20 protein-coding genes are annotated in these 20,182 nt (G+C 53.5%); 9 read left to right on the top strand and 11 right to left on the bottom strand.

The genetic code is table 11. The features are described from left to right. Positions 1–72: 72 nt before the first annotated feature. From ACMVME_RS14950 to ACMVME_RS14940, 3 genes are all read right to left on the bottom strand, one after another. Positions 73–1,161 (bottom strand): ABC transporter substrate-binding protein, encoded by a 1,089-nt coding sequence (locus ACMVME_RS14950; RefSeq protein ID WP_020883753.1) that lies wholly within the window; start codon positions 1,159–1,161, stop codon positions 73–75. 168 nt (positions 1,162–1,329) lie between these two features. After that, positions 1,330–2,031 carry a response regulator gene (locus ACMVME_RS14945; RefSeq protein ID WP_014171487.1) on the bottom strand — a complete coding sequence of 234 codons (702 nt, stop codon included), beginning with the start codon at positions 2,029–2,031 and terminating at the stop codon, positions 1,330–1,332. A 3-nt stretch (positions 2,032–2,034) separates the two neighbouring features. Next, complete coding sequence (locus ACMVME_RS14940) at positions 2,035–3,672, bottom strand: sensor histidine kinase (RefSeq protein ID WP_032678909.1); 1,638 nt, start codon at positions 3,670–3,672, stop codon at positions 2,035–2,037. 178 nt (positions 3,673–3,850) lie between these two features. Between ACMVME_RS14940 and yjdI the strand changes: the two genes are divergently transcribed. Both yjdI and ACMVME_RS14930 read left to right on the top strand, forming a co-directional pair. Continuing rightward, the gene (gene yjdI / locus ACMVME_RS14935; RefSeq protein WP_020883756.1) at positions 3,851–4,081 is read left to right on the top strand and encodes a 4Fe-4S mono-cluster protein YjdI; all 231 of its coding nucleotides are present in this window, start codon (positions 3,851–3,853) and stop codon (positions 4,079–4,081) included. Between the two features lie 10 nt (positions 4,082–4,091). Next, positions 4,092–4,364 carry a GNAT family N-acetyltransferase gene (locus tag ACMVME_RS14930; protein ID WP_014171484.1) on the top strand — a complete coding sequence of 91 codons (273 nt, stop codon included), beginning with the start codon at positions 4,092–4,094 and terminating at the stop codon, positions 4,362–4,364. Between the two features lie 28 nt (positions 4,365–4,392). Here the strand turns inward: ACMVME_RS14930 and ACMVME_RS14925 are convergent, their stop codons facing one another. Beyond that, positions 4,393–5,004, bottom strand: coding sequence for a LysE family translocator (locus ACMVME_RS14925; protein ID WP_207968527.1), 612 nt, complete (start codon positions 5,002–5,004; stop codon positions 4,393–4,395). Between the two features lie 116 nt (positions 5,005–5,120). Here ACMVME_RS14925 and ACMVME_RS14920 point away from each other — a divergent pair, with 116 nt between their 5' ends. After that, positions 5,121–5,594, top strand: coding sequence for an Lrp/AsnC family transcriptional regulator (locus ACMVME_RS14920; RefSeq protein ID WP_032670215.1), 474 nt, complete (start codon positions 5,121–5,123; stop codon positions 5,592–5,594). Between the two features lie 32 nt (positions 5,595–5,626). Here ACMVME_RS14920 and ACMVME_RS14915 read toward each other — a convergent pair whose 3' ends face one another. Together ACMVME_RS14915 and ACMVME_RS14910 are read right to left on the bottom strand one after the other, a co-directional pair. Beyond that, the gene (locus ACMVME_RS14915; RefSeq protein WP_032678908.1) at positions 5,627–6,856 is read right to left on the bottom strand and encodes an amino acid permease; all 1,230 of its coding nucleotides are present in this window, start codon (positions 6,854–6,856) and stop codon (positions 5,627–5,629) included. A gap of 118 nt (positions 6,857–6,974) precedes the next feature. Then, a complete protein-coding gene (locus tag ACMVME_RS14910) occupies positions 6,975–7,436 on the bottom strand; it encodes a multidrug/biocide efflux PACE transporter (protein ID WP_014171480.1) in 462 nt (153 codons plus the stop codon). 103 nt (positions 7,437–7,539) lie between these two features. On the opposite strand from ACMVME_RS14910, the gene ACMVME_RS14905 reads away from it, so the two are divergent. The 3 genes from ACMVME_RS14905 to ACMVME_RS14895 all read left to right on the top strand — a co-directional run bounded on the left by ACMVME_RS14905 (position 7,540) and on the right by ACMVME_RS14895 (position 10,679). Further along, positions 7,540–8,406, top strand: coding sequence for a LysR family transcriptional regulator (locus tag ACMVME_RS14905; RefSeq protein ID WP_014171479.1), 867 nt, complete (start codon positions 7,540–7,542; stop codon positions 8,404–8,406). Between the two features lie 93 nt (positions 8,407–8,499). Further along, the gene (locus ACMVME_RS14900; RefSeq protein ID WP_020883759.1) at positions 8,500–9,678 is read left to right on the top strand and encodes an acetyl-CoA C-acetyltransferase; all 1,179 of its coding nucleotides are present in this window, start codon (positions 8,500–8,502) and stop codon (positions 9,676–9,678) included. A gap of 317 nt (positions 9,679–9,995) precedes the next feature. Further along, positions 9,996–10,679 (top strand): porin, encoded by a 684-nt coding sequence (locus tag ACMVME_RS14895; RefSeq protein WP_014171477.1) that lies wholly within the window; start codon positions 9,996–9,998, stop codon positions 10,677–10,679. A gap of 152 nt (positions 10,680–10,831) precedes the next feature. On the opposite strand, the gene ACMVME_RS14890 is transcribed toward ACMVME_RS14895, so the two are convergent. Then, positions 10,832–12,007, bottom strand: coding sequence for an oligogalacturonate lyase family protein (locus ACMVME_RS14890; protein WP_104440344.1), 1,176 nt, complete (start codon positions 12,005–12,007; stop codon positions 10,832–10,834). 298 nt (positions 12,008–12,305) lie between these two features. Here ACMVME_RS14890 and kduI point away from each other — a divergent pair, with 298 nt between their 5' ends. From kduI to ACMVME_RS14875, 3 genes are all read left to right on the top strand, one after another. Continuing rightward, positions 12,306–13,142 (top strand): 5-dehydro-4-deoxy-D-glucuronate isomerase, encoded by an 837-nt coding sequence (kduI, locus tag ACMVME_RS14885; protein WP_104440343.1) that lies wholly within the window; start codon positions 12,306–12,308, stop codon positions 13,140–13,142. Between the two features lie 63 nt (positions 13,143–13,205). Beyond that, positions 13,206–13,967: a 2-dehydro-3-deoxy-D-gluconate 5-dehydrogenase KduD gene (gene kduD / locus ACMVME_RS14880; RefSeq protein WP_014171473.1), complete on the top strand. Its 762-nt coding sequence runs from the start codon at positions 13,206–13,208 to the stop codon at positions 13,965–13,967. A 295-nt stretch (positions 13,968–14,262) separates the two neighbouring features. After that, entirely contained in the window at positions 14,263–15,696 is a 1,434-nt protein-coding gene (locus ACMVME_RS14875) for a sugar porter family MFS transporter (protein WP_279382300.1), read from the top strand. Positions 15,697–15,734: 38 nt separating this feature from the next. Here ACMVME_RS14875 and ACMVME_RS14870 read toward each other — a convergent pair whose 3' ends face one another. Genes ACMVME_RS14870 through ACMVME_RS14855 form a run of 4 tightly spaced genes read right to left on the bottom strand, consistent with a single transcriptional unit; the run spans position 15,735 to position 19,961 of the window. Beyond that, entirely contained in the window at positions 15,735–17,021 is a 1,287-nt protein-coding gene (locus ACMVME_RS14870) for an ABC transporter substrate-binding protein (RefSeq protein WP_044867121.1), read from the bottom strand. Positions 17,022–17,035: 14 nt separating this feature from the next. Further along, positions 17,036–18,163 (bottom strand): ABC transporter ATP-binding protein, encoded by a 1,128-nt coding sequence (locus ACMVME_RS14865; protein ID WP_014171470.1) that lies wholly within the window; start codon positions 18,161–18,163, stop codon positions 17,036–17,038. Between the two features lie 12 nt (positions 18,164–18,175). Beyond that, positions 18,176–19,078 (bottom strand): carbohydrate ABC transporter permease, encoded by a 903-nt coding sequence (locus tag ACMVME_RS14860; protein ID WP_025203331.1) that lies wholly within the window; start codon positions 19,076–19,078, stop codon positions 18,176–18,178. Beyond that, a complete protein-coding gene (locus ACMVME_RS14855) occupies positions 19,071–19,961 on the bottom strand; it encodes a carbohydrate ABC transporter permease (RefSeq protein ID WP_014171468.1) in 891 nt (296 codons plus the stop codon). Before ACMVME_RS14855 ends, ACMVME_RS14860 begins: the two co-directional genes overlap by 8 nt. Between the last annotated feature and the right edge of the window lie 221 nt (positions 19,962–20,182).

Here is a 20,182-nt window from a genome sequence, read left to right as displayed (position 1 = left end):
TCCCTGGTGTTGCAGCCCAGCAAAACGAACTCAGGTAACAGGAGCGCGACGGCCCGCGTCGCGCTCAGACGCTTATTTGGCGGCAGCGGTACGCCACTGTTTGATGTACTCCAGGCGTTTTTTCGGCTGCAGATACTCCAGCAGACTTTCATCAACCGGGATAGGTTTCAGCGCATTGCCGAGCACTTTCGTCAGGCCGTCGATATCATTTTTGCCGTCGATATCGTTACGAATGGACGGGATATCCGCCTGGCTTGCCAGAATACTTTGTCCTTTTTCAGACAGGACGTAGTCCAGCCACAGTTTCGCGGCATTGCTGTTTTGCGCCTGCTGGCTGATGAACGACACGCGTGATAACACCAGGGTGTAATCTTTTGGATAGGCGATCCCCAGCGACGGATCGTTCTTCGCGCGCGCTTCCGCGTAGGAGCCGAGGATATTAAAACCGATCAGGTTTTCCCCTGATGACACCCTCTCCATCATGGTGCCGGTTGAAGACTGAACGGCTAAGCCACCTTTGGCGATATCGGCCAGGGTTTTGAAGTAGTTAGGATCGGCCTTGTGATCCTGCACCGAGAGCATAAAGCCCAGACCCGATTTTTCGATGTCGTAGGTGGTGACTTTGCTCTTGAATTTATCCGTCTGGCTGGCAATAAGCTTAGCCAGCGCCGCATGGGAATCAGGCACGTCGCCCGCCGGGATCAGCCGTTTGTTGTAGATAAACACGACGGGTTCATAGGTGGTACCGTAGGCTTTATCTTTCCAGACCGCCCATTTCGGCAGCTGGCTTTGCTCCGGTGATTTGTACTCCATGGCGTAGTCGGTAGCGAGCTTCAGCCCGGTGTCCATGGAGGAGCTCCAGACCACATCGCCGCTACCGCCACCCGAGGCCTGTTCGCTGATAAAACGGTTGTACAGCTCGGTGCTGTTCATGTCGTTATATTCAACTTTGATGCCCGGATAGGTTTTTTCGAAGCCCTCAATCAGCGGCCCGGCAGCTTTGGTGTCGGTGGTGGAGTAGATCACCACTTTGCCCTCTTTGGTCGCGGCATCGACCATTTTTTGATAGTCAGCAGGGTAGCCCTGCGGCAAAGCAGACAGTGCGGAAGCAGAACACAGTACGGTAGCGGTAATCAGAGAAATTCGGAAAATGTTCGACATTATAGTTAACCTTTTAGTTACATTTGAGGAACTAATTGTCAACATAGCGCATGGCTCCGCGCCGACAATAGGGGGGCGCGGGTTGCGGTTCCGAAGTGTGATTGTCGGCGTCGTTTCAGCAATTAACACCATAAAATCCGCGACGCTTAGCAAACGAACGGTTGCGGATTACGTTTTCTCTGCCGCTTTGCGGTAAAGCCTTCTGGGATGACCGATATTGCCATACAGCATTTCGATGCTGATTAACCCACTTTCCACGCAGTATTCCAGATAACGGCGGCCCGTGGTTTTGCTGATCCCGACGTATTCCACCACCTCTTCCACCGACATTGTTTTTTCGGGGTGTTCCGCAAATAAACGCTTAATACGGTCCAGGGTGTGGGGCTCAATACCCTTTGTGGACGGGGTCTGCGAGGTGTCCGCAGCGGGGAGGTTAAACAGGCGATCCAGCGCATGCTGGTCGACAACCTTCACCTGCTGCACGGTGTGGATGAAACGCATAAAACGCTCCAGCGAGGCGTGCAGACGCTGGAAAAAAACAGGCTTAATCAGGTAGTCAAACGCGCCGCTGCGCATGGCATGGCTACAGGTCTGCATATCGCTGGCTGCGGTGATAAAGATCACCGAGCATTCATAGCTTTTCAGGAGCGGGTTATCGATTAACGCCACGCCTTTACCGTCCGGGAGATAATTGTCCAGCAGTATCAGTCTCGGCTGATGCTGGCGTATCAGGTTACACGCCTGCTCAATCGACGCGGCAATGCCCACCACGCGCAAATGGAAATTTTGCTCGATATACTCGCGATGCAGTTCCGCCAGGTGCGGCTCATCCTCAACAATCACAACATCAAGTGCTCGGGTCGTGGTCATGCGTTAGCCCTGTCGAACGGGGAGTGGATTGGGAATAAACACAGAGAATATCGTGCCTTGAGGAGCGTTATCCGTTATCTCAATGCTGCCGCCCGCCTTGTTGATATAGCCTGCCACCAGAAACAGGCCAATACCGTGCTCTGTGCCCACAATGTCGTTCTCGCTTTCCGGCTTGCTGCTGAATCCCTGGCGGAAAAGATGCGGTTTCATCGCCTCATCCACCCCGCAACCCCGATCGGCCACTTCTATCAGCAACTCCTGGTTGCGATCGGAAATGTAAAGCTCTACAGGTGCGGGAACCGGGGCTTTCAGGGTGGCGTCAACGGCGTTATCCAGCAGGTTGCCAATCACCGACACCAGCTCCGTTTCCGTGATGCTGGCAGGCATGCGGGTGAGCTGGCAGGCGGGATCAAACTGCAGTTCAACGCCCTTTTCCCGGGCGCTGACATATTTCCCTAGCAGCAATCCGCACAGGGCCGGCGAGACAAAATGGGCTGAGACGAAGTCCAGCACGCGCTGCGCTCCTTCTGACTGTGCCTGGATGTAACGGATCGCCTCGTCATAGTGTTTCATCTGCAGCAACCCCACCAGCGTGGCGGTCCAGTTCAGCTGTTCATGACGCATAATGCGCAGGTTATCCGCATAGCGTTTAATCTGGCTTAGCTGGCTGCTGAGAGTGTTGATATCATTCTTGTCGCGAAAGCTATAAACCCAACCGCTTTCAACACCAGGTTCAACCTCAATCGCCACGCGGTTCACAATCACCTCGCGCTGGTTAAGCACCGCAATCTGGTCGTGGCTGCCGCGGCTAACCGAGGCGTAGCGCTGAGATAAAAAACCGGGGGACGTTTGCAGAACGTCTTCCAGCGGTTTGCCGATAAGCGCTTTCTCACTTTGATGAATATCCAGCATCTCTCTGGCGGCACGGTTAATTAAAATCAGCTGCTTTTCTTCATTGACGGCAAATACCCCTTCATACATTGCTTCCAGCAGCGCGCGTTGCTGTAAGACCAGTTGCGCAATATCTTTTGGCTCAAGGCGGAACATCTGCTTTTTAAGATTGCGGGTAAACAACCAGGAAAAAATAAACAGTAACAGCAACAGACCCATACCGTATAACCCGGACTGCCAGAGAATACGCGCATTGATATTCGCAATGTACGACGTCAAATAACCGACCGAGACAATCCCAATCACCTGATGCTGCGCATTAAAGATGGGCGCTTTGCTGCGCAGTGAAACCCCAATCCCACCCTTACGCACCGAAATAATTGTTTTGCCTTGTAATACCTCCGCATTATCCCCGCCGATCATCGGTAAATTGATGCGTTCCGGTGATTCTGAATGATAGAGATGCTGTTCCCGGGTATCGCCAATGACAATATAACTGGCATCACTTTCGGCCCGTATAGGCTGAATTAAACGGGCGATGGCGGGGATATTTCTGGCCGCGACGTTTTCCGCCAGACCCGGCATCAACGCGATTTCGCTGGCCTGAACCCGGGCGCGCTGGCCGAGATCGTGATGCAATTGCCGGTCAATAAAATGAAACAGGATGGTTCCCAGCAGAACTAACAGCAGGCAGGAGAAGCACACCAGCGCTAAAAAAAGTTTTACCTGAAAAGAGAGTCTGCGTTTCATACGACCTGACGCGGGGAGTCTGATTAGAGCGGTCTGCGCAGACTGACATGAGGAAATGGGGGATGCAATCTGGCGAAAACAGAGTTGTGACCTGGCTTTTCGTTTTGGGGGTTATAGCTATCAGGATCGCGTAAGGCTATGCTTCATTCAGCACCCGAATAATTACAGAGGCAATGTCGTGGATAAAGCGCTACTGGATGCAGGCTACCGGGCCTATACCGGAGAGAAAATTGACGTTTACTTCAACACCGCGATCTGCAAACACTCAGGAAATTGCGTGCGCGGGAGCGCTAAGCTCTTCAACCTGAAACGTAAACCGTGGATTATACCGGATGAAGTGGACGTCGAAACGGTTGTACATGTGATTGATACCTGCCCGAGCGGTGCGCTGAAGTATCGCCAAAAATAAGCGAGGAACCATGGATATTCTGGAAGGCCATAACAAGTTTTACGTCAACGATGCTGACGGTAACCAGGTTGCAGAGATTGTCTTCGTACCGACCGGTGAACATCTGAGCATTATCGAGCACACCGATGTGGATCCGAGCCTGAAAGGGCAAGGTGTGGGTAAACAGCTGGTGGCAAAAGTGGTCGCGAAGATGCGCGGTGAAAATCGAAAAATTATCCCGCTATGCCCGTTTGCCAAACATGAGTTTGATAATACGCGGGAATATGACGATATTCGGGCGTAGAAACACACCGGCAATGGCCGGTGTTTTTTCATCTGATCTGTTCAAACAGCAGCACCGCCGCAATCACTACCATCATTCCCCCTGATGCTCTGCTCACCAGACGCGCGGCCTGCGGGCGGGTGGCCAGGATGGCTTTTGAACCGTATCCCACCAGCAGATAGACCAGCGTACAGGTGATGAGGTGTAGCAAGCCCAGCGCGGACATCTGCATCGCAACCGACCAGCTTCCCTTCGGGTCAGTAAATTGTGGAAGCAGGGCAAGGAACAGCAAAAAAACTTTCGGGTTAAGGCCGCTGATACATAATCCCTTCACCGCCCACTGTTTCCAGTTTGCCGCCGAGGTTGTGGCGCTTTCCGGTGCGCCAGGAGCGCGTAACAGTGAGATACCAAGCCACAGCAAGTAAAGTGCTCCCGCTATTGTCAGCCCGGATAATGCCAGCGGATGTTGCGCCATCATGACGCCCACGCCCGCGACCACAATCAGTGTCGCCAGCAGATGCCCGGACATGAGGCCCATCACTGCGGGTACCACGCGCCGCCCGTGGATGCCGGCGCTAATGGCGTAAGCCCAGTCGGCGCCCGGTGTCATGATGAGCAGGAAAGACACCACCCAAAACCCGGCCACAATACTCATTTCCATCGTCTGTAAAACTCCAGAATTTCACCCGTCAACAGAGAGAAAGCATATCGGTATCCGGACGAAATGAGTTTTCAATGTTATGCTCAAAAGACGGTGAAATTGACAAAATCTTCCACATGGACAGCATTGATCGAAAAATTCTTGCGCAGTTGCAGGCTGATGGCCGTTTATCTCTTACGGAGCTGGCTGAACGGGTGAACCTGAGCCTCTCGCCGTGTCACCGGCGCGTGCGGGCGCTGGAGCAAAGCGGGGCCATTACGGGATACCGGGCCAGTCTCGATCCCGCCAAAATGGGGTTTAACTTTCTGGCGATCGTGTTTGCGACGCTGAAAGAGGGCGACAGAAAGGCGGTGAGCGCCTTTGAGGAGGCGGTGGAAGAGATCCCGCAAATTGTGCTGGCGCAGCGTTTATTTGGCGATCCTGATTATCTGATGCACGTCGTGACCCGCGACCTGCCGGCTTTTCAGAAACTCTATGATGAGAAGCTCTCTGCGATGCCCGGCGTTCAGCATCTTCGCTCAACGCTGGTCATGAAAACGGTCGTGCAGGACAGGCCGTTTCCGCTCGACATCTCAGGGCGTGACGAATAACGCGCCCGGCAGAACGCCGGGCGCAGGGGCGTTTAGCCTACAAACATCACTGACACGCACAGTACGCCAACGATCAGCGTCAGCAGGTTGCCGACAGATCGGTACGGTTTCAGGGACGGGATCAGGTACGTCGACAGCGTCGGCATGATAAACAGGATCATGGCGATAAGCGGACCGCTGATGGCATAAATCATCGAAATGGCATTCGGATTAATGCAGCACACCGCAAAGGTGATTAACGACACCCCCATGATGGAGATCGCGCGGTTAAAGGCGCGGCTCTTTTTCACGCCCACCTGGTTCAGCGATGACTTCACAATCTCCGTCGCCCCTTCGATCACCCCAAAATAGGTGCCGAGGAACGATTTCGACATGGCGATAATCGCCACAATAATCCCGGAAATCCCCAGCCATGCCGGAGAAGAGGGCATCATCGACAGCGCCGACAGAATGGTTACCCCTTCCTGTTTTGCCGAAACGATATAGGACGGTGGAATAGAGAGCAGGCAGCTGAACACGAAGAACAGCACGCTCAGGCAGATAATCAGGTACGCCACCTTCATGATTTTCTTGCACTTGTCCATGGCGGCGTCGCCAAACTTCTCACGGCGGTCAACGGCAAACGTCGAGATAATCGGCGTATGGCTGAAAGCGAATACCATCACCGGGATCGAAATCCAGACCTGATGCAGCGTATGGCGGTCAAATGCCATCTGGCTTGTGAGCAGCGCGGGTTGCCAGCTTCCGGTCAGATAGAGCGAGACAAACAGAAAGTAGGCGATCAGCGGAAACACCAGGAAGCCCATCACTTTTATGGTGATATGCCGTCCCATCAGGAAGATCAGATTTAACACCAGCACCACGCCAAAACTGACCAGCACGCGAACGGCGGTATCCACCGTCATGTGTTTTGCCAGCTGCTCAGTTAACGAGTTGGTGATGGCCACTGCATAAATCTGCACCACCACGAAGAAGGCGATGAAATAGAGCGTGGTGATCAGGTTGCCTATCTTCCTGCCGTAATAATGGGAAACGGCGCCGGTGATCCCTTCATTGCCTTTTGTTTTCGACGACAGGATAAATTGTGCCAGCGCGCGGTGCGGCCAGTAGGTTAATGGGTAGGCCACAAGGGCAGTGATAAACAGGACGATAGCGCCTGCGGAGCCCAGCTGAATGGGCAAGAACAGCGTTCCTGCGCCCACGGCCGTGCCATAGAGAGCGAAACTCCAGAGAGTCTCATCTTTTGACCAAATTTTCGACATTAGAGCAACGTATCAACTATCAAACCAACAGAATGGAGCGCAATTTACCATAATTATGGGTTGAGAGCGCAGTTGCTTCGAAGGAGTTTGGCCGGAGCGGGCGTCCGGCCAGAGGGAATTAGCCTGCGAGGGCGCGTCGCTGCTGGCGACGTTTAAGGAATTTCTCGCGCAGCGTATCGTAAGCCCAGTTATAGAACATGGTGTACGGCAGGAAGAACAGGAAGAAACCAATTTCCAGTGTGAATGCCTGCAGCAGCGTGACGCCCAGCACCGCGGCGACTATCGACACGCCGATCACAATAAACCCGCACTCGAATCCCAGCGCATGCAGTGCGCGGATTTTTGCCGTGCGTGTGATGCGGTGAACCGGCCAGAAACGGTCGAAGCCGACGTTATAGATAATGTTCCAGAGCATGGCGGTGGTTGCCAGGATAATGGTCAATCCACCCATCTCCACCACGGAACGTTGCATAAGCCACGCCGCCGTCGGGGCGAGGATCGCCGTGGCAATCCCTTCGAAACAGACGGCATGAAATATCCGCTCCGGCAGTTTACGTTGGAGCGCATCCTGATGTTGCATAGTTTTAGACCTCGTGAATACGCATTTTGGCGTTGATGCGGCCTATTGTTATCGCTAAAGGTGATATATTAAAGATGGTATCCATCGATAAAGTAGATAGTGCATGCGTTATTCTCCTGAAGCCCTTACCGCATTCGTTGAGACCGTCGCGGCGGGCTCTTTTTCTGCCGCCGCGCGTCGGTTACGTAAAAGCCAGTCGACCGTGAGCACATCCATCGCCAATCTTGAAGCCGATCTGGGCTTCGATCTGTTTGACCGTTCGGCCCGTCAGCCGGTGTTAACCGCCCAGGGCGAACAGGTGCTGGGTTATGTGCAGGCGATCCTCGCGGCCAGCACGCGGCTTGACGAGCTGGCGGTGTCGTTAACGGCACAAACGGAGGCGCGCCTGACGTTTGTTCTTTCCGATACCCTCAACCCGGACGTGCTGGAAGACCTGATGAACCAGTTTGACCAGCGCTTTCCCCATACCGAATTTGAATGCCTGATTGGCGAGGAAGAGGACGTTATCGATCTGCTGCAGAAGTCGCGTGCGCAGGTTGGTCTCACAGAAGCGCGTGACAGTTATCCGACCGATATTGGTTTTACCCGGTTGCCGATACAGACCCGGATGGCAATCTATGTCGCGACCAACCATCCTCTGGCCGGGCAGCAAGAAATCCAGGCCGATGAGCTGCACGGCTGGCGGGAATTGCGGCTCAGCACCTATCTGGAGCGGGAGGCAACGCTCGCACGCGGACCCGTCTGGTCGGCACCCAACTACCTGTTACTGCTGAGTATGGCGGTTCAGGGGTTTGGCTGGTGCGTGCTGCCGTGCGCGCTGGTGGATGAATTTGCCGCCGCGAAATCGCTGGTGCAGCTGAATGTCCCCGGCTGGCCACGGGCGATCGGTATCGATCTGCTCTGGAATAAACGATCCCCGCCCGGCGTTGCCGGAAGCTGGCTGCGGCAGTATCTGCAGGATGCGCGCTAATCCTTGTGATTAAACTCACTATTTTTAAACAATTAAGATAATTGCCAATAACAATCCACTACTATCGTCATGTCATTTAACACAGAGGTTGTGATGAAAGATGTCGTTATAGTGGGTGCGTTGCGTACGGCTATCGGCTGTTTTCAGGGGGCGCTTGCACGCCACTCGGCTGTTGATTTGGGCAGCGTAGTGGTGAAAGCGCTGGTGGAACGCAGCGGGATTGCAGCACATGAAATTGATGAGGTGATCCTGGGACAGGTGCTGACCGCCGGTGCCGGGCAAAACCCTGCCCGTCAGGCGGCGCTTAAGGGCGGCCTGCCCAATACCGTCTCCGCTATCACCATCAACGACGTCTGTGGCTCAGGGTTAAAAGCGCTGCATCTGGCGACGCAGGCCATTCAGTGTGGTGAAGCGGATGTCGTGATTGCCGGCGGACAAGAAAATATGAGCCGGGCACCACACGTGCTGACCGACAGCCGTACCGGCGCGCAGCTGGGCAACAGCCAGTTGCTCGACAGTCTGGTGCATGACGGTCTGTGGGATGCGTTCAATGACTATCATATGGGCGTGACGGCGGAAAATCTGGCACGTGAGTATGGTATCAGCCGTGAGTTGCAGGACGCTTACGCGTTAAGCTCGCAGCAAAAAGCGCGCGCGGCGATTGATGCCGGGCGCTTTCGGGATGAAATCGTCCCGGTCAGCACGCAGCGTCAGAACGGTGAGGTTGCCGTGGTGGATACCGATGAGCAGCCGCGCACCGACGCCAGCGCTGAAGGGCTGGCGAGGCTCAATCCTGCGTTTGAAACTCAGGGCTCAGTGACGGCGGGAAACGCCTCCTCCATTAATGATGGCGCTGCGGCCGTGATGATGATGAGTGAAAGCAAAGCCCTCGAGCTGGATCTGCCCGTCCTGGCCCGCATTAAGGCATTTGCCAGCGTGGGTGTTGATCCTGCGTTAATGGGTATCGCCCCGGTTTATGCTACCCGTCGCTGCCTGGAACGCGCAGGGTGGCAGCTCTCTGATGTGGATCTGATTGAAGTCAACGAGGCCTTTGCCGCGCAGGCAATCTCGGTTGGCAAAATGCTGGAATGGGATCCCCTGCGGGTGAACGTGAACGGTGGGGCAATCGCACTGGGTCATCCTATCGGCGCGTCCGGTTGTCGAATTCTGGTATCGCTGGTGCATGAAATGAAAAAGCGCAATGCCCGCAAAGGCATTGCGACGCTCTGTATCGGTGGTGGACAAGGTGTCGCCCTCGCCATTGAACGCTAAAATCCCGCCCGCATAAAAGAGCCTCCCTTCAGGAGGTTTTTTTTTACATAACGTATGACGAATTAACCGTTATTAGCACATTCTCACTCTGCTATTGAATAATTACGGCCTTAATTATTATCGTTGTTAACGTCTTAGTGTGATCCCCCTCCGATAATTTCACGTTAATACACCCTGTTTGTTGATGGGTGTCACGTCCATCTTTGCCAAAAAAAATGAAACAAATAATTACGATCTTTGTCACTAAAATAATGTTCTTTAAAAAATAAACTGCAGTTTCATAAATAAGAAACATTATTTCAGTTGAGGGTTTTTTCATGTTTAAGAAATCTCTGGTCCTTACTTCCCTTATCGGTACGTCCTTCATGGCTCAGGCCGTTACCGTCGATCTGCGCCATGAATATATCGACAGTGGTGCCAATGCTGACCGTGTCTCGGTCTCACATCGCTTTGCTAACGGGGTCGGTTTTTCTGTAGAAGCTAAATGGAAATCCGGTGGTGATAAAGCCGACCAGCCGTTTGCGGATGTGGTGGGTAACGGGCATGAAGATCAAATTAGCTGGCGCTGGAAAGCGACTGAGAATATTGCACTGACGCCAGCGTTTACCCTTGAAAGTAACGACAGCCGCACAATATATAAACCGAATCTGCATCTGCAATATAGTTTCGACAATGGCTTCTACGTTGCCGCGCGTTATCGTTATGAATATACCCGCTACCCGTCAAGCTCGAATAAAGATGACGACAAAGTTAACCGTGGTGATGCCTGGGTTGGCTGGGTAATGGGTGACTGGCGTACCGAACTCAATTATGTTTATGCGAAGAGTTCTGAAGGTATGGTTCGTAATAATAACAAAGATTATTCCAACGAATATAACGCCAAGCTGGCGTATAAATGGGATAAAAACTGGGCACCGTATGTTGAAGTGGGTAACATCGGCGTGAAAGATACCGATGAACGCCAGACCCGCCTTCGTTTAGGCGTGGCCTATTCTTTCTGATATCACGTTATTCCGCTGAACATTGCCGGGTAGCGCCAGTGCCTACCCGGCTTTCCCATGTCTGATAAGCGCCGCCCAACGGGCAAAAGCCCACTGAAAAAAAAGCCCTCCGAAACGGAGGGCAAGGCCAGTTACAGAAACACAAACTCAAATCATGCATGCAACATTTCAGGTTGCTCAGGAAGTTTCGCGATATAGAGGGCGGGTTGACCGTCTTTATCGGAACTGAACAGCACCGCTTTCTCGTCCGGAGTAAAGGAGGGATGCGGGTGGGTGACCTGGCGGCTATTTGCCACCGTTGCCCAGGAGGTGTCGTGACGGGCAATGCGGAAGTAGCTTTTTTTTGCCACGTCAAAGGCGTACAGATACGGATCGTTATCGATGGTGTAACCGTGCGTATCCTTCACATCAACCGGCGTGCCTGAACCGTCGCCCACCAGCAGGGAGCCGTCAACGTTGCTCATCAGATGGGAACAGGCGGGCATTGGCATGACTGCGTCATTGACGCCCGTATCCGGATTGAAGCTGCAGATGGTGCGGCCCTTTTGGCCCTTCAGATAAGAGACATACACAAGGGCAGAACCGTTCGGCACCCAGAATTCATGGGTACAGCTTTCGCCTTCCGCATGCGTTTTCACTTTGCGCACGTGCGTACCATCTTCGTTGACCAGCCACATGCGGGCGTCGACCAGGTCGTGGGGCCCTTCATGGCAAAACGCCACCGTGTTGTCATCGAACGGACGATAGATAGGGTGGCCAAGCCAGTTTTTCTCTTCGTGGATTGTGGTGCTTAAACCGGTTTTCAGATCCACCCGCAGCAGTCGACAGTGCGGCCCCTTATGGAAGAAGTCGTGGAAAATTTTCCAGTCGTTGAGCGGCGTCCAGTCACGTCGGGCGATTTCTATCCCAACCAGTTTGGTGCAGTCGCTGTTGGCGACCCAGGTACCGTAACCGACCCAGTCATCGGGGACACGGTACACCTCGCGTTCTACCAGGGTATGGAGATCCACCTCCAGCAGCGTGCGGTCGTTCTTCACATAGTAGAAGGATTTATCATCCGGAGAGAGGAACCCGCCAAAGGTATTATCCCCCGCGCCTTCCGTCAGCTGTACCGCTTCGGCCTTCAGCAGATCCAGCAGGTAGTAGTTCCAGTGACCGTCAAACGCCCCTGCGAACAGCAGGTGGCTGCCATCATTAAAGAAGCACTTCTGGTAGAAGTAGTTGCGGTGACAGGTCACGTCGGGTGGGGTCAGGCGGGTGACTTCCACGCCTGTATCCGGATCGTGGCTGATCTCGTAGTTCAGCTTGACCCGCATACCTTTAGCCATAATGCACTCCTTTGAACGATAAAAGTAGATTAAAAAGTGAGTATTAAATTATCAAAACAATGTTTCATTATGTGTGACTGATGGCGCACTTTGTCTGTTTCATTGGCGAGATTAATGTCTGGCTCTCTTTATCGTGATCCGAACGCCATTTCTGGTATAAACAAACAGAAAAAATGAAACGTTGTTTTAAATGTAATTGAAAACCCCCTTCTCTGGGGCTAGACTGTGCTCATCATGAAAACGGAACGTCGTTTCGTTAATTTTCTGCCTGCGGGCACGATCATTTCTGGAGGTTACGGTGGACGTCAGACAAAGCATCCACAGTGCGCACGCCAAAACGCTGGATACTCAGGGGCTGCGCAATGAGTTTTTAGTCGAGCAGGTGTACGAGGCCGATAATTACACCATGGTCTACAGCCATATCGACCGTATTATCGTTGGCGGGATTATGCCGGTGACGCAGACCGTCTCCGTGGGCGGAGAAGTGGGTAAACAGCTTGGTGTGAGCTATTTCCTTGAGCGTCGCGAGCTGGGCGTGATTAACATCGGTGGCCCCGGCACCATCACCGTAGACGGACAGTGCTATGAGATAGGTCATCGCGACGCGTTGTATGTCGGTAAAGGGGCGAAAGAGGTCGTGTTCGCCAGCATCGACAGCGGTAAACCGGCGAAGTTTTACTACAACTGTGCGCCCGCACATACCCCGTATCCCACCAAAAAAGTGACCCCGTCGGATGTCGCCCCGGTGACGCTGGGTGACAACCTCACCAGCAACCGTCGCACCATCAATAAATACTTTGTTCCGGATGTGCTGGAAACCTGCCAGCTCAGCATGGGGCTGACCGAGCTTGCTCCGGGCAACCTGTGGAACACCATGCCGTGCCATACCCACGAGCGCCGTATGGAAGTGTATTTCTACTTCAACATGGACGAGGACGCCTGCGTGTTCCACATGATGGGGCAACCGCAGGAAACGCGCCATATCGTGATGCATAACGAGCAGGCGGTGATTTCGCCGAGCTGGTCTATTCATTCGGGCGTAGGCACGAAAGCGTACACCTTCATCTGGGGTATGGTCGGTGAAAACCAGGTCTTTGATGACATGGACCACGTCGCGGTTAACGATCTGCGCTAGCCGCAGGCAGTTAAGCATAAACCTGCCTGTTGGTGACAGGCGTTGAAAGATTAAGGAACAAACATGATTCTGGATGCATTTTCTCTGCAGGGTAAAGTGGCTGTGGTGTCCGGTTGTGACACCGGACTGGGCCAGGGTATGGCGTTAGGGCTGGCGGAAGCGGGCTGCGATATCGTCGGGATTAACATTGTTGAGCCTACTGAAACCATCGAGCGCGTCACCGCGCTGGGGCGTCGTTTTCTGAGCCTGACCGCCGATCTGCGTAAAATTGACGCCATCCCTGAACTGCTGGATCGCGCGGTGGCGGAATTCGGCCATATCGACATTCTGGTGAACAATGCCGGACTGATTCGCCGTGAAGACGCGATTAATTTCAGCGAGCGCGACTGGGACGACGTGATGAACCTGAACATTAAGAGCGTTTTCTTTATGTCCCAGGCGGCGGCGAAACACTTCATTGCCCAGGGGAAAGGCGGCAAGATCATTAATATCGCCTCTATGCTCTCCTTCCAGGGCGGTATCCGCGTGCCGTCTTATACCGCATCCAAGAGCGCGGTGATGGGCGTTACCCGTCTGCTGGCAAACGAGTGGGCGAAGCACAACATCAACGTCAACGCGATTGCGCCGGGGTACATGGCGACGAATAACACTCAGCAGTTGCGTGCTGACGAACAGCGTAGCGCGGAAATCCTCGACCGTATCCCGGCGGGCCGCTGGGGCCTTCCGGACGATCTTAAGGGGCCGATCGTGTTCCTGGCCTCTCCGGCATCCGATTACATCAACGGCTATACCGTGGCGGTCGATGGCGGCTGGCTGGCGCGTTAATTGCGTATTCCGTCTTAAACCTCTGCCGGTGGGTGGAGGTTTTTTTTACCCAAAAATTGCCATTATCCATATGGCTCAAGACGAAAAATCCATACTAAAAAATCATAAATGATATGTATCACAGTTTTATTGCTTAAAAATTAAATGATTAATAAAAACTGGCGGTATTTCATCGTTAGTTGAAATTGTAATGTCCATCACAGATCGCTATGCCACAGCGAAATAATCCATATCTTCGCGAATTACGGCCTGACACTTTTCCGCGCTATCTCGTAATTTCAGTTAACGAATTTCGCTGTTCAGGCAGGAAAATATGACATCTATAAATGACTCTACCCTTATGCCCGCCGCGTTGCGTGATACCCGACGCATGAATCAGTTTGTCTCCATCGCGGCTGCAGTGGCCGGTTTACTGTTCGGTCTGGATATTGGCGTGATCGCCGGGGCGCTGCCCTTTATCACCGATCACTTTACGTTGAGTAACCGCCTGCAGGAGTGGGTGGTCAGCAGCATGATGCTGGGTGCGGCCATCGGCGCACTGTTTAACGGCTGGCTTTCGTTCCGCCTCGGGCGAAAATACAGCCTGATGGTGGGGGCGATTCTGTTTGTCGCCGGCTCTATTGGGTCAGCATTTGCCACGAACGTGGAAATGCTGCTGCTCTCCCGCGTGCTGCTCGGCGTGGCGGTGGGGATTGCCTCTTACACTGCGCCGTTGTACCTCTCCGAAATGGCGAGCGAGAACGTGCGCGGCAAGATGATCAGTATGTACCAGTTGATGGTGACGCTGGGCATCGTGCTGGCGTTTCTGTCTGACACCTATTTCAGCTACAGCAGCAACTGGCGTGCGATGCTGGGCGTGCTGGCGCTCCCGGCGCTGGTGCTGATTGTTCTGGTGGTTTTCCTGCCAAACAGTCCGCGTTGGCTGGCGCAAAAGGGCCGTCATGTGGAAGCGGAAGAGGTGCTGCGGATGCTGCGTGATACCTCAGAAAAAGCACGTGAAGAGCTGAACGAGATCCGCGAAAGCCTGAAGCTGAAGCAGGGGGGCTGGGCGCTGTTTAAGATCAACCGCAACGTACGCCGCGCGGTGTTCCTCGGCATGTTGCTGCAGGCGATGCAGCAGTTCACCGGGATGAACATCATCATGTACTACGCGCCACGTATCTTCAAAATGGCGGGGTTCACCACCACGGAACAACAAATGGTTGCCACGCTGGTGGTGGGGCTGACCTTTATGTTCGCCACCTTTATCGCGGTGTTCACCGTGGATAAAGCCGGACGTAAACCGGCACTCAAGATTGGCTTTAGCGTCATGGCGCTCGGTACGCTGATCCTTGGCTACTGCCTGATGCAGTTTGATAACGGCACGGCCTCAAGCGGTCTTTCCTGGCTCTCTGTTGGCATGACCATGATGTGTATTGCCGGATATGCGATGAGCGCTGCGCCCGTCGTGTGGATCCTGTGTTCCGAAATTCAGCCGCTCAAATGCCGTGACTTTGGCATCACCTGTTCCACGACCACCAACTGGGTGTCGAACATGATCATCGGCGCGACCTTCCTGACGCTGCTGGATTCAATTGGCGCGGCAGGAACCTTCTGGCTCTATACGGTTCTCAACGTCGCGTTTATCGGGGTCACGTTCTGGCTGATCCCTGAAACCAAAGGCGTCACGCTGGAGCATATCGAGCGCAGGCTGATGTCCGGCGAGAAGCTGCGTAATATTGGCGTGTAATCTGTTGCCGGGTGGCGAAGAGGCCACCCGGTTTTTCGTTAGCGCATCGCGCGTTTCAGAATACGTTCAGCCTGACGCTGGAAGTCAGCGGCGGTCTCTTCCACGGATTTCTGTCCATAATCGATGTACTGCAGAGAGGTGCCGAACTGGGCCACAATCTGCGGATCGTCAAAGTAAGGTGACACGGAAAGTTTGGCTGGCAGAGACTGCGCCAGACGCAGCCCCGCAACCGACGGATCGCTCTCTTTGATGGTGCCGTCTGCGGTCAGGAACTGCACCGCGGCTTTACTCAGCGGCACGCCACGCTCCAGACCCAGCGTATCCACCCCCTCTTTACTGTTCAGCAGGAAGTTAATCAGTTTCGCCGCCGCTTCCGGGTTTTTGGTGGATTTACCAATCGAGAGCATCTGCGCCGGTTTGAAGAAAAGGCCCGCATCGGTTGCGCCCGGCAGCATCGGGTAACTGCCCAGCACCAGTTTTGCCGGTGGCTTCAGGTTATCGGAATACTTGTTGATGGTGGAGTTCCACATGTAGGTTCCCGCCCATTCTCCCTGGATCCACGGCTTCATCTCATACATGTTGCTCTTACCAAACGACGCATAGTATTTGGTGTCCGGCATGACGTGGCTATCCACCAGCGTTTTGTAGGTCTGGAAGAATTCCACCCACTGCGCTTTGCTGTAGGCGAACTTCTTGGTTTTCTCGTCCACGGCAGGGATGTTGTACTTCTGAATCATGTACGAGTTCAGCAACGCCAGCGTGTCCTGATGCTCCAGCACGACCGGGTAGTACTGCTTGCCGAGTTTACTCTCGAAGGTTTTACCCGCTGCCATCAGCTCGTCCCAGGTTTTCGGGTATGCAATACCGGCTTTTTTCCAGGTCTCGTCGTTGAAGTAGAACACGCGTGCGGTGACGGAGATCGGAATGCCGTTCAGCTTGCCGTTGATGGTGGTGGACTGAAGTTCTTTGGGATCGAACTGGGTCAGGTCGATCACGTCTTTCATTTTGTTCAGGTCGTAGAACCCGTCGCCGGTTTTCGAGAAGATTGGCAGCCAGTTCCAGTTGGTCTGCATCACATCCGGCTCGGTGCCGCCCGCAATTTGAGTGGTCAGGCGGGAGAGGTGCCCATCCCAGCCGGTGTACTCTGCTTTAACGTTGATATCCGGGTTCTGCTTATGGAATTCCTCCAGCGCTTTCAACGTCACCTGATGGCGGCCATTACCGCCCCACCAGGACATGCGTAATTCGACATCTTGCGCCATCGATGGCAAAGCGGTAAGGCCCAGCGTCGCGGAGATTGCTGCGCTTAAAAGCACTTTTTTCATTTTTATAAACTCCATCAGAGAGAGAGGTTCTGTTCAGTTTTTGCGTCAAAAATATGACATTTATTCATATCAAATTTGAAATACACCTTGCGATGAAGGCCTTTATCAATCATGGGCTTAGCTTCATCGGAAGGAATTCTGGCGGTCAGTTCGTAGTCCGCAACCTTCAGATAGACGAAGAATTCGTGGCCCATGTTTTCCACGCGAACCATTTCGCCACTGCAGCCCCCGTCAACGAATGGTGCGTCGGAGAGGGAAACGAATTCCGGACGTACGCCGTAGTAAATGGCCTGCCCGGCATAAGCGGAGACTTTCTCCTGCATCCCGGCGTTCAGCGGCATGGTTTCATTGCCGATGGCGATGTGCAGTTTCCCGGCGCTTTCCACCAGCTGGCTTTGACGAATATTCATCTCCGGCGCGCCGATAAAGCCTGCCACGAACATGTTTTTCGGCTTGTGGTAGAGGTTGTCCGGGGTATCAACCTGCATGATGTGGCCGAGTTTCATCACGCAGATGCGGTCGCCCATGGTCATCGCTTCGGTCTGGTCGTGGGTGACGTAGACGGTGGTCGCCGGTTTACCGGATTTCTTCAACTGCTTGTGCAGGTCGGAAATACGAATGCGCATTGAGGCGCGTAGTTTGGCGTCGAGGTTTGACAGCGGTTCGTCGAACAGGAATACATCCGGCTTTTTCACAATCGCACGGCCTACCGCCACGCGCTGTGCCTGGCCGCCGGAAAGCTGGCGTGGCAGGCGGTCGAGTAACTCTTCCAGCTCAAGGATTTTGGCCGCTTCGTTGACCTGAGATTCAATCTGATCTTTTGGCAGTTTGCTCAGCTTCAGACCAAAGGCCAGGTTTTCGCGCACCGTCATGTGGGGATAGAGCGCGTAGTTCTGGAACACCATCGCAATCCCGCGCTCTTTTGGCGCGAGGTTGTTCACAATCTTATCGCCGATGCGGACTTCACCCCCGCTGATGGTTTCCAGGCCAGCCAGCATGCGCAGGGTGGTGGATTTGGCGCAACCGGAGGGGCCAACGATCACCATGAACTCTCCTTCAGCGATTTTCAGGTCAATGGCATGTACCGCTTTAAAGCCGTTGGAGTAGACCTTTTCCAGTTTGTTGAAGATAACTTCAGCCATAATATTTCCCTCTTAACCTTTAATTCCGCTGCTGGTGACGCCCTGGACGAAGTAGCGCTGTGCCAGGAAGAAGACAATGATGGATGGCAGAATGGAGATGCTCGCCATTGCCAGAATTTCGTTCCACGGCGCCCCTTCGGTGACGTCGATGGACATTTTCAGCGCCAGTGCAATCGGGTATTTATCCACGCTGTAGACATAAATCAGCGGCCCGATAAAGTCGTTCATTGACCACATGAACTGGAACAGGGCGACGGAGATAATGGCCGGTTTCAGGATCGGCACCACCACGTACCACAGCACCTGAAGCGAGTTACAGCCGTCAATTTGCGCCGCCTCCTCCATGTCACGCGGCACGCCGCGCAGGAACTGGATAAGCATGAAGACGAAGAACCCCTGGGTGGCGAAGGCCAGCGGCAGGTACAGCGGCATATAGCTGTTGAGCATGCCCATTTCACGGAACATCAGGTACTGCGGGATCAGCAGCACGGTGCTGGGGAGCAGCATGGTGGTGATGAGGGTAGCGAACCAGAATTTCTTCCACGGGATTTCAAAGCGCGCAAAGCCGTACGCCACGATGGTGGAGGAGATAATGGTCAGGATCACTTTCGGGATCACATACTTAAAGGTGTTCAGCATGTAATGGCCGAAGTTGTATTCGGTACCGGTTTTCCAGCCATTCACAAAACCGTCCCAGGTCGCATGGGCAGGCCACAGGCTGAGAGTGGTGAAAATCTCGTGGTTCGGTTTGAACGACGCCGAGAACATCCACACCAGCGGATAAAGCATCAGCAGGCCGACAAACAGCAGGATCACGTAGCGCACAGCGGCGTTAATTTTCTCTCTGCGCAGCGTGCGGGCGACTTCACGCTCGGCAATCGTCCTCGCCGTGGAAAGTTGTTGGATATCAGCCATTTTTGCCTCCTTTATCGGCGGAGTAGAACACCCAATATTTCGATGACTTAAAGGCGATACCGGCAAAAATGGCCACCACCAGGAACAGGATCCACGCCAGTGCTGCGCCGTAACCCATGTCAAAGTATTTGAACGCGGTGTCGTAGATGTAGAGTGAGAACAGGTAAGTGGAATACGTTGGCCCGCCGCCGGTAATGACATACGGTCCGGTAAATTCCTGGAACGCCTGGGTGGTCTGCATAATGAAGTTGAAGAAAATCACCGGCGTGATCAGCGGCACGGTCACTTTCGTGAACATCTGCCATTTGGATGCCCCATCGATCATCGCAGCTTCATACTGCGACTGCGGAACGTTTTGCAGCGCGGCCAGGAAGATGACCATCGCGGAACCGAACTGCCAGACGCGCAGCAGGGTAACCGACATCAGGGCCAGCGAGGGTTCACCCAGCCAGTTCACCGGGTCAAAACCAAATACGCCAATAAAGCTGTTCAGCAGACCATCAATGGCAAAGAGCGCGCGCCACAAAACAGCAATGGCCACGGAGCTGCCGAGGATCGACGGAATATAGTAGGCGGTGCGGAAGAATCCAATACCGCGTAATTTAAAGTTCAGAACAAACGCAATCCCTAATGCAAAGGCGAGCTTCAGGGGGATGGTCAGAAATACATACGCAAACGTCACTCCCATTGATGTCCAGAAGAGCGTGTCTTCCGTAAACATGTAGCGATAATTTTCAATGCCGTTAAATACCGGCGGGCTCATCAGGTCGTAATCCGTAAAACTCAGGAAAAACGATGAGACGAAGGGGAAAGCCGTAAAGAGTATCAACCCAATGATGTAGGGTGATATCCACGCGAGCCCCAGCAGCTTGTTTTCATTCATACTTACCTACCTGGTAATCAATGGTTTAAAACGGAATCTGCGTCTGTAACAACCTTTCAGGCTGTCGAAACCGAGCCTGAACGGCAATGTTCTGGGTAATACGTGTCACGGTTACTTCATTTAACTTTGTTTTATAAGACTTTTTAAGATTTCATCGTTGAGCGAAACGCCTGGGTTTCAATACGGTAGAACTCGTGTTCCTGGATAATAAAACGCCGTTT

The organism is Enterobacter cloacae complex sp. 2024EL-00711 (assembly GCF_047529885.1).
GTDB classification, from domain to species: domain Bacteria; phylum Pseudomonadota; class Gammaproteobacteria; order Enterobacterales; family Enterobacteriaceae; genus Enterobacter; species Enterobacter ludwigii.
The sequence above is the reverse complement of the archived record's forward strand: the minus strand, read 5'-3'. Positions and strand labels throughout refer to the sequence as shown.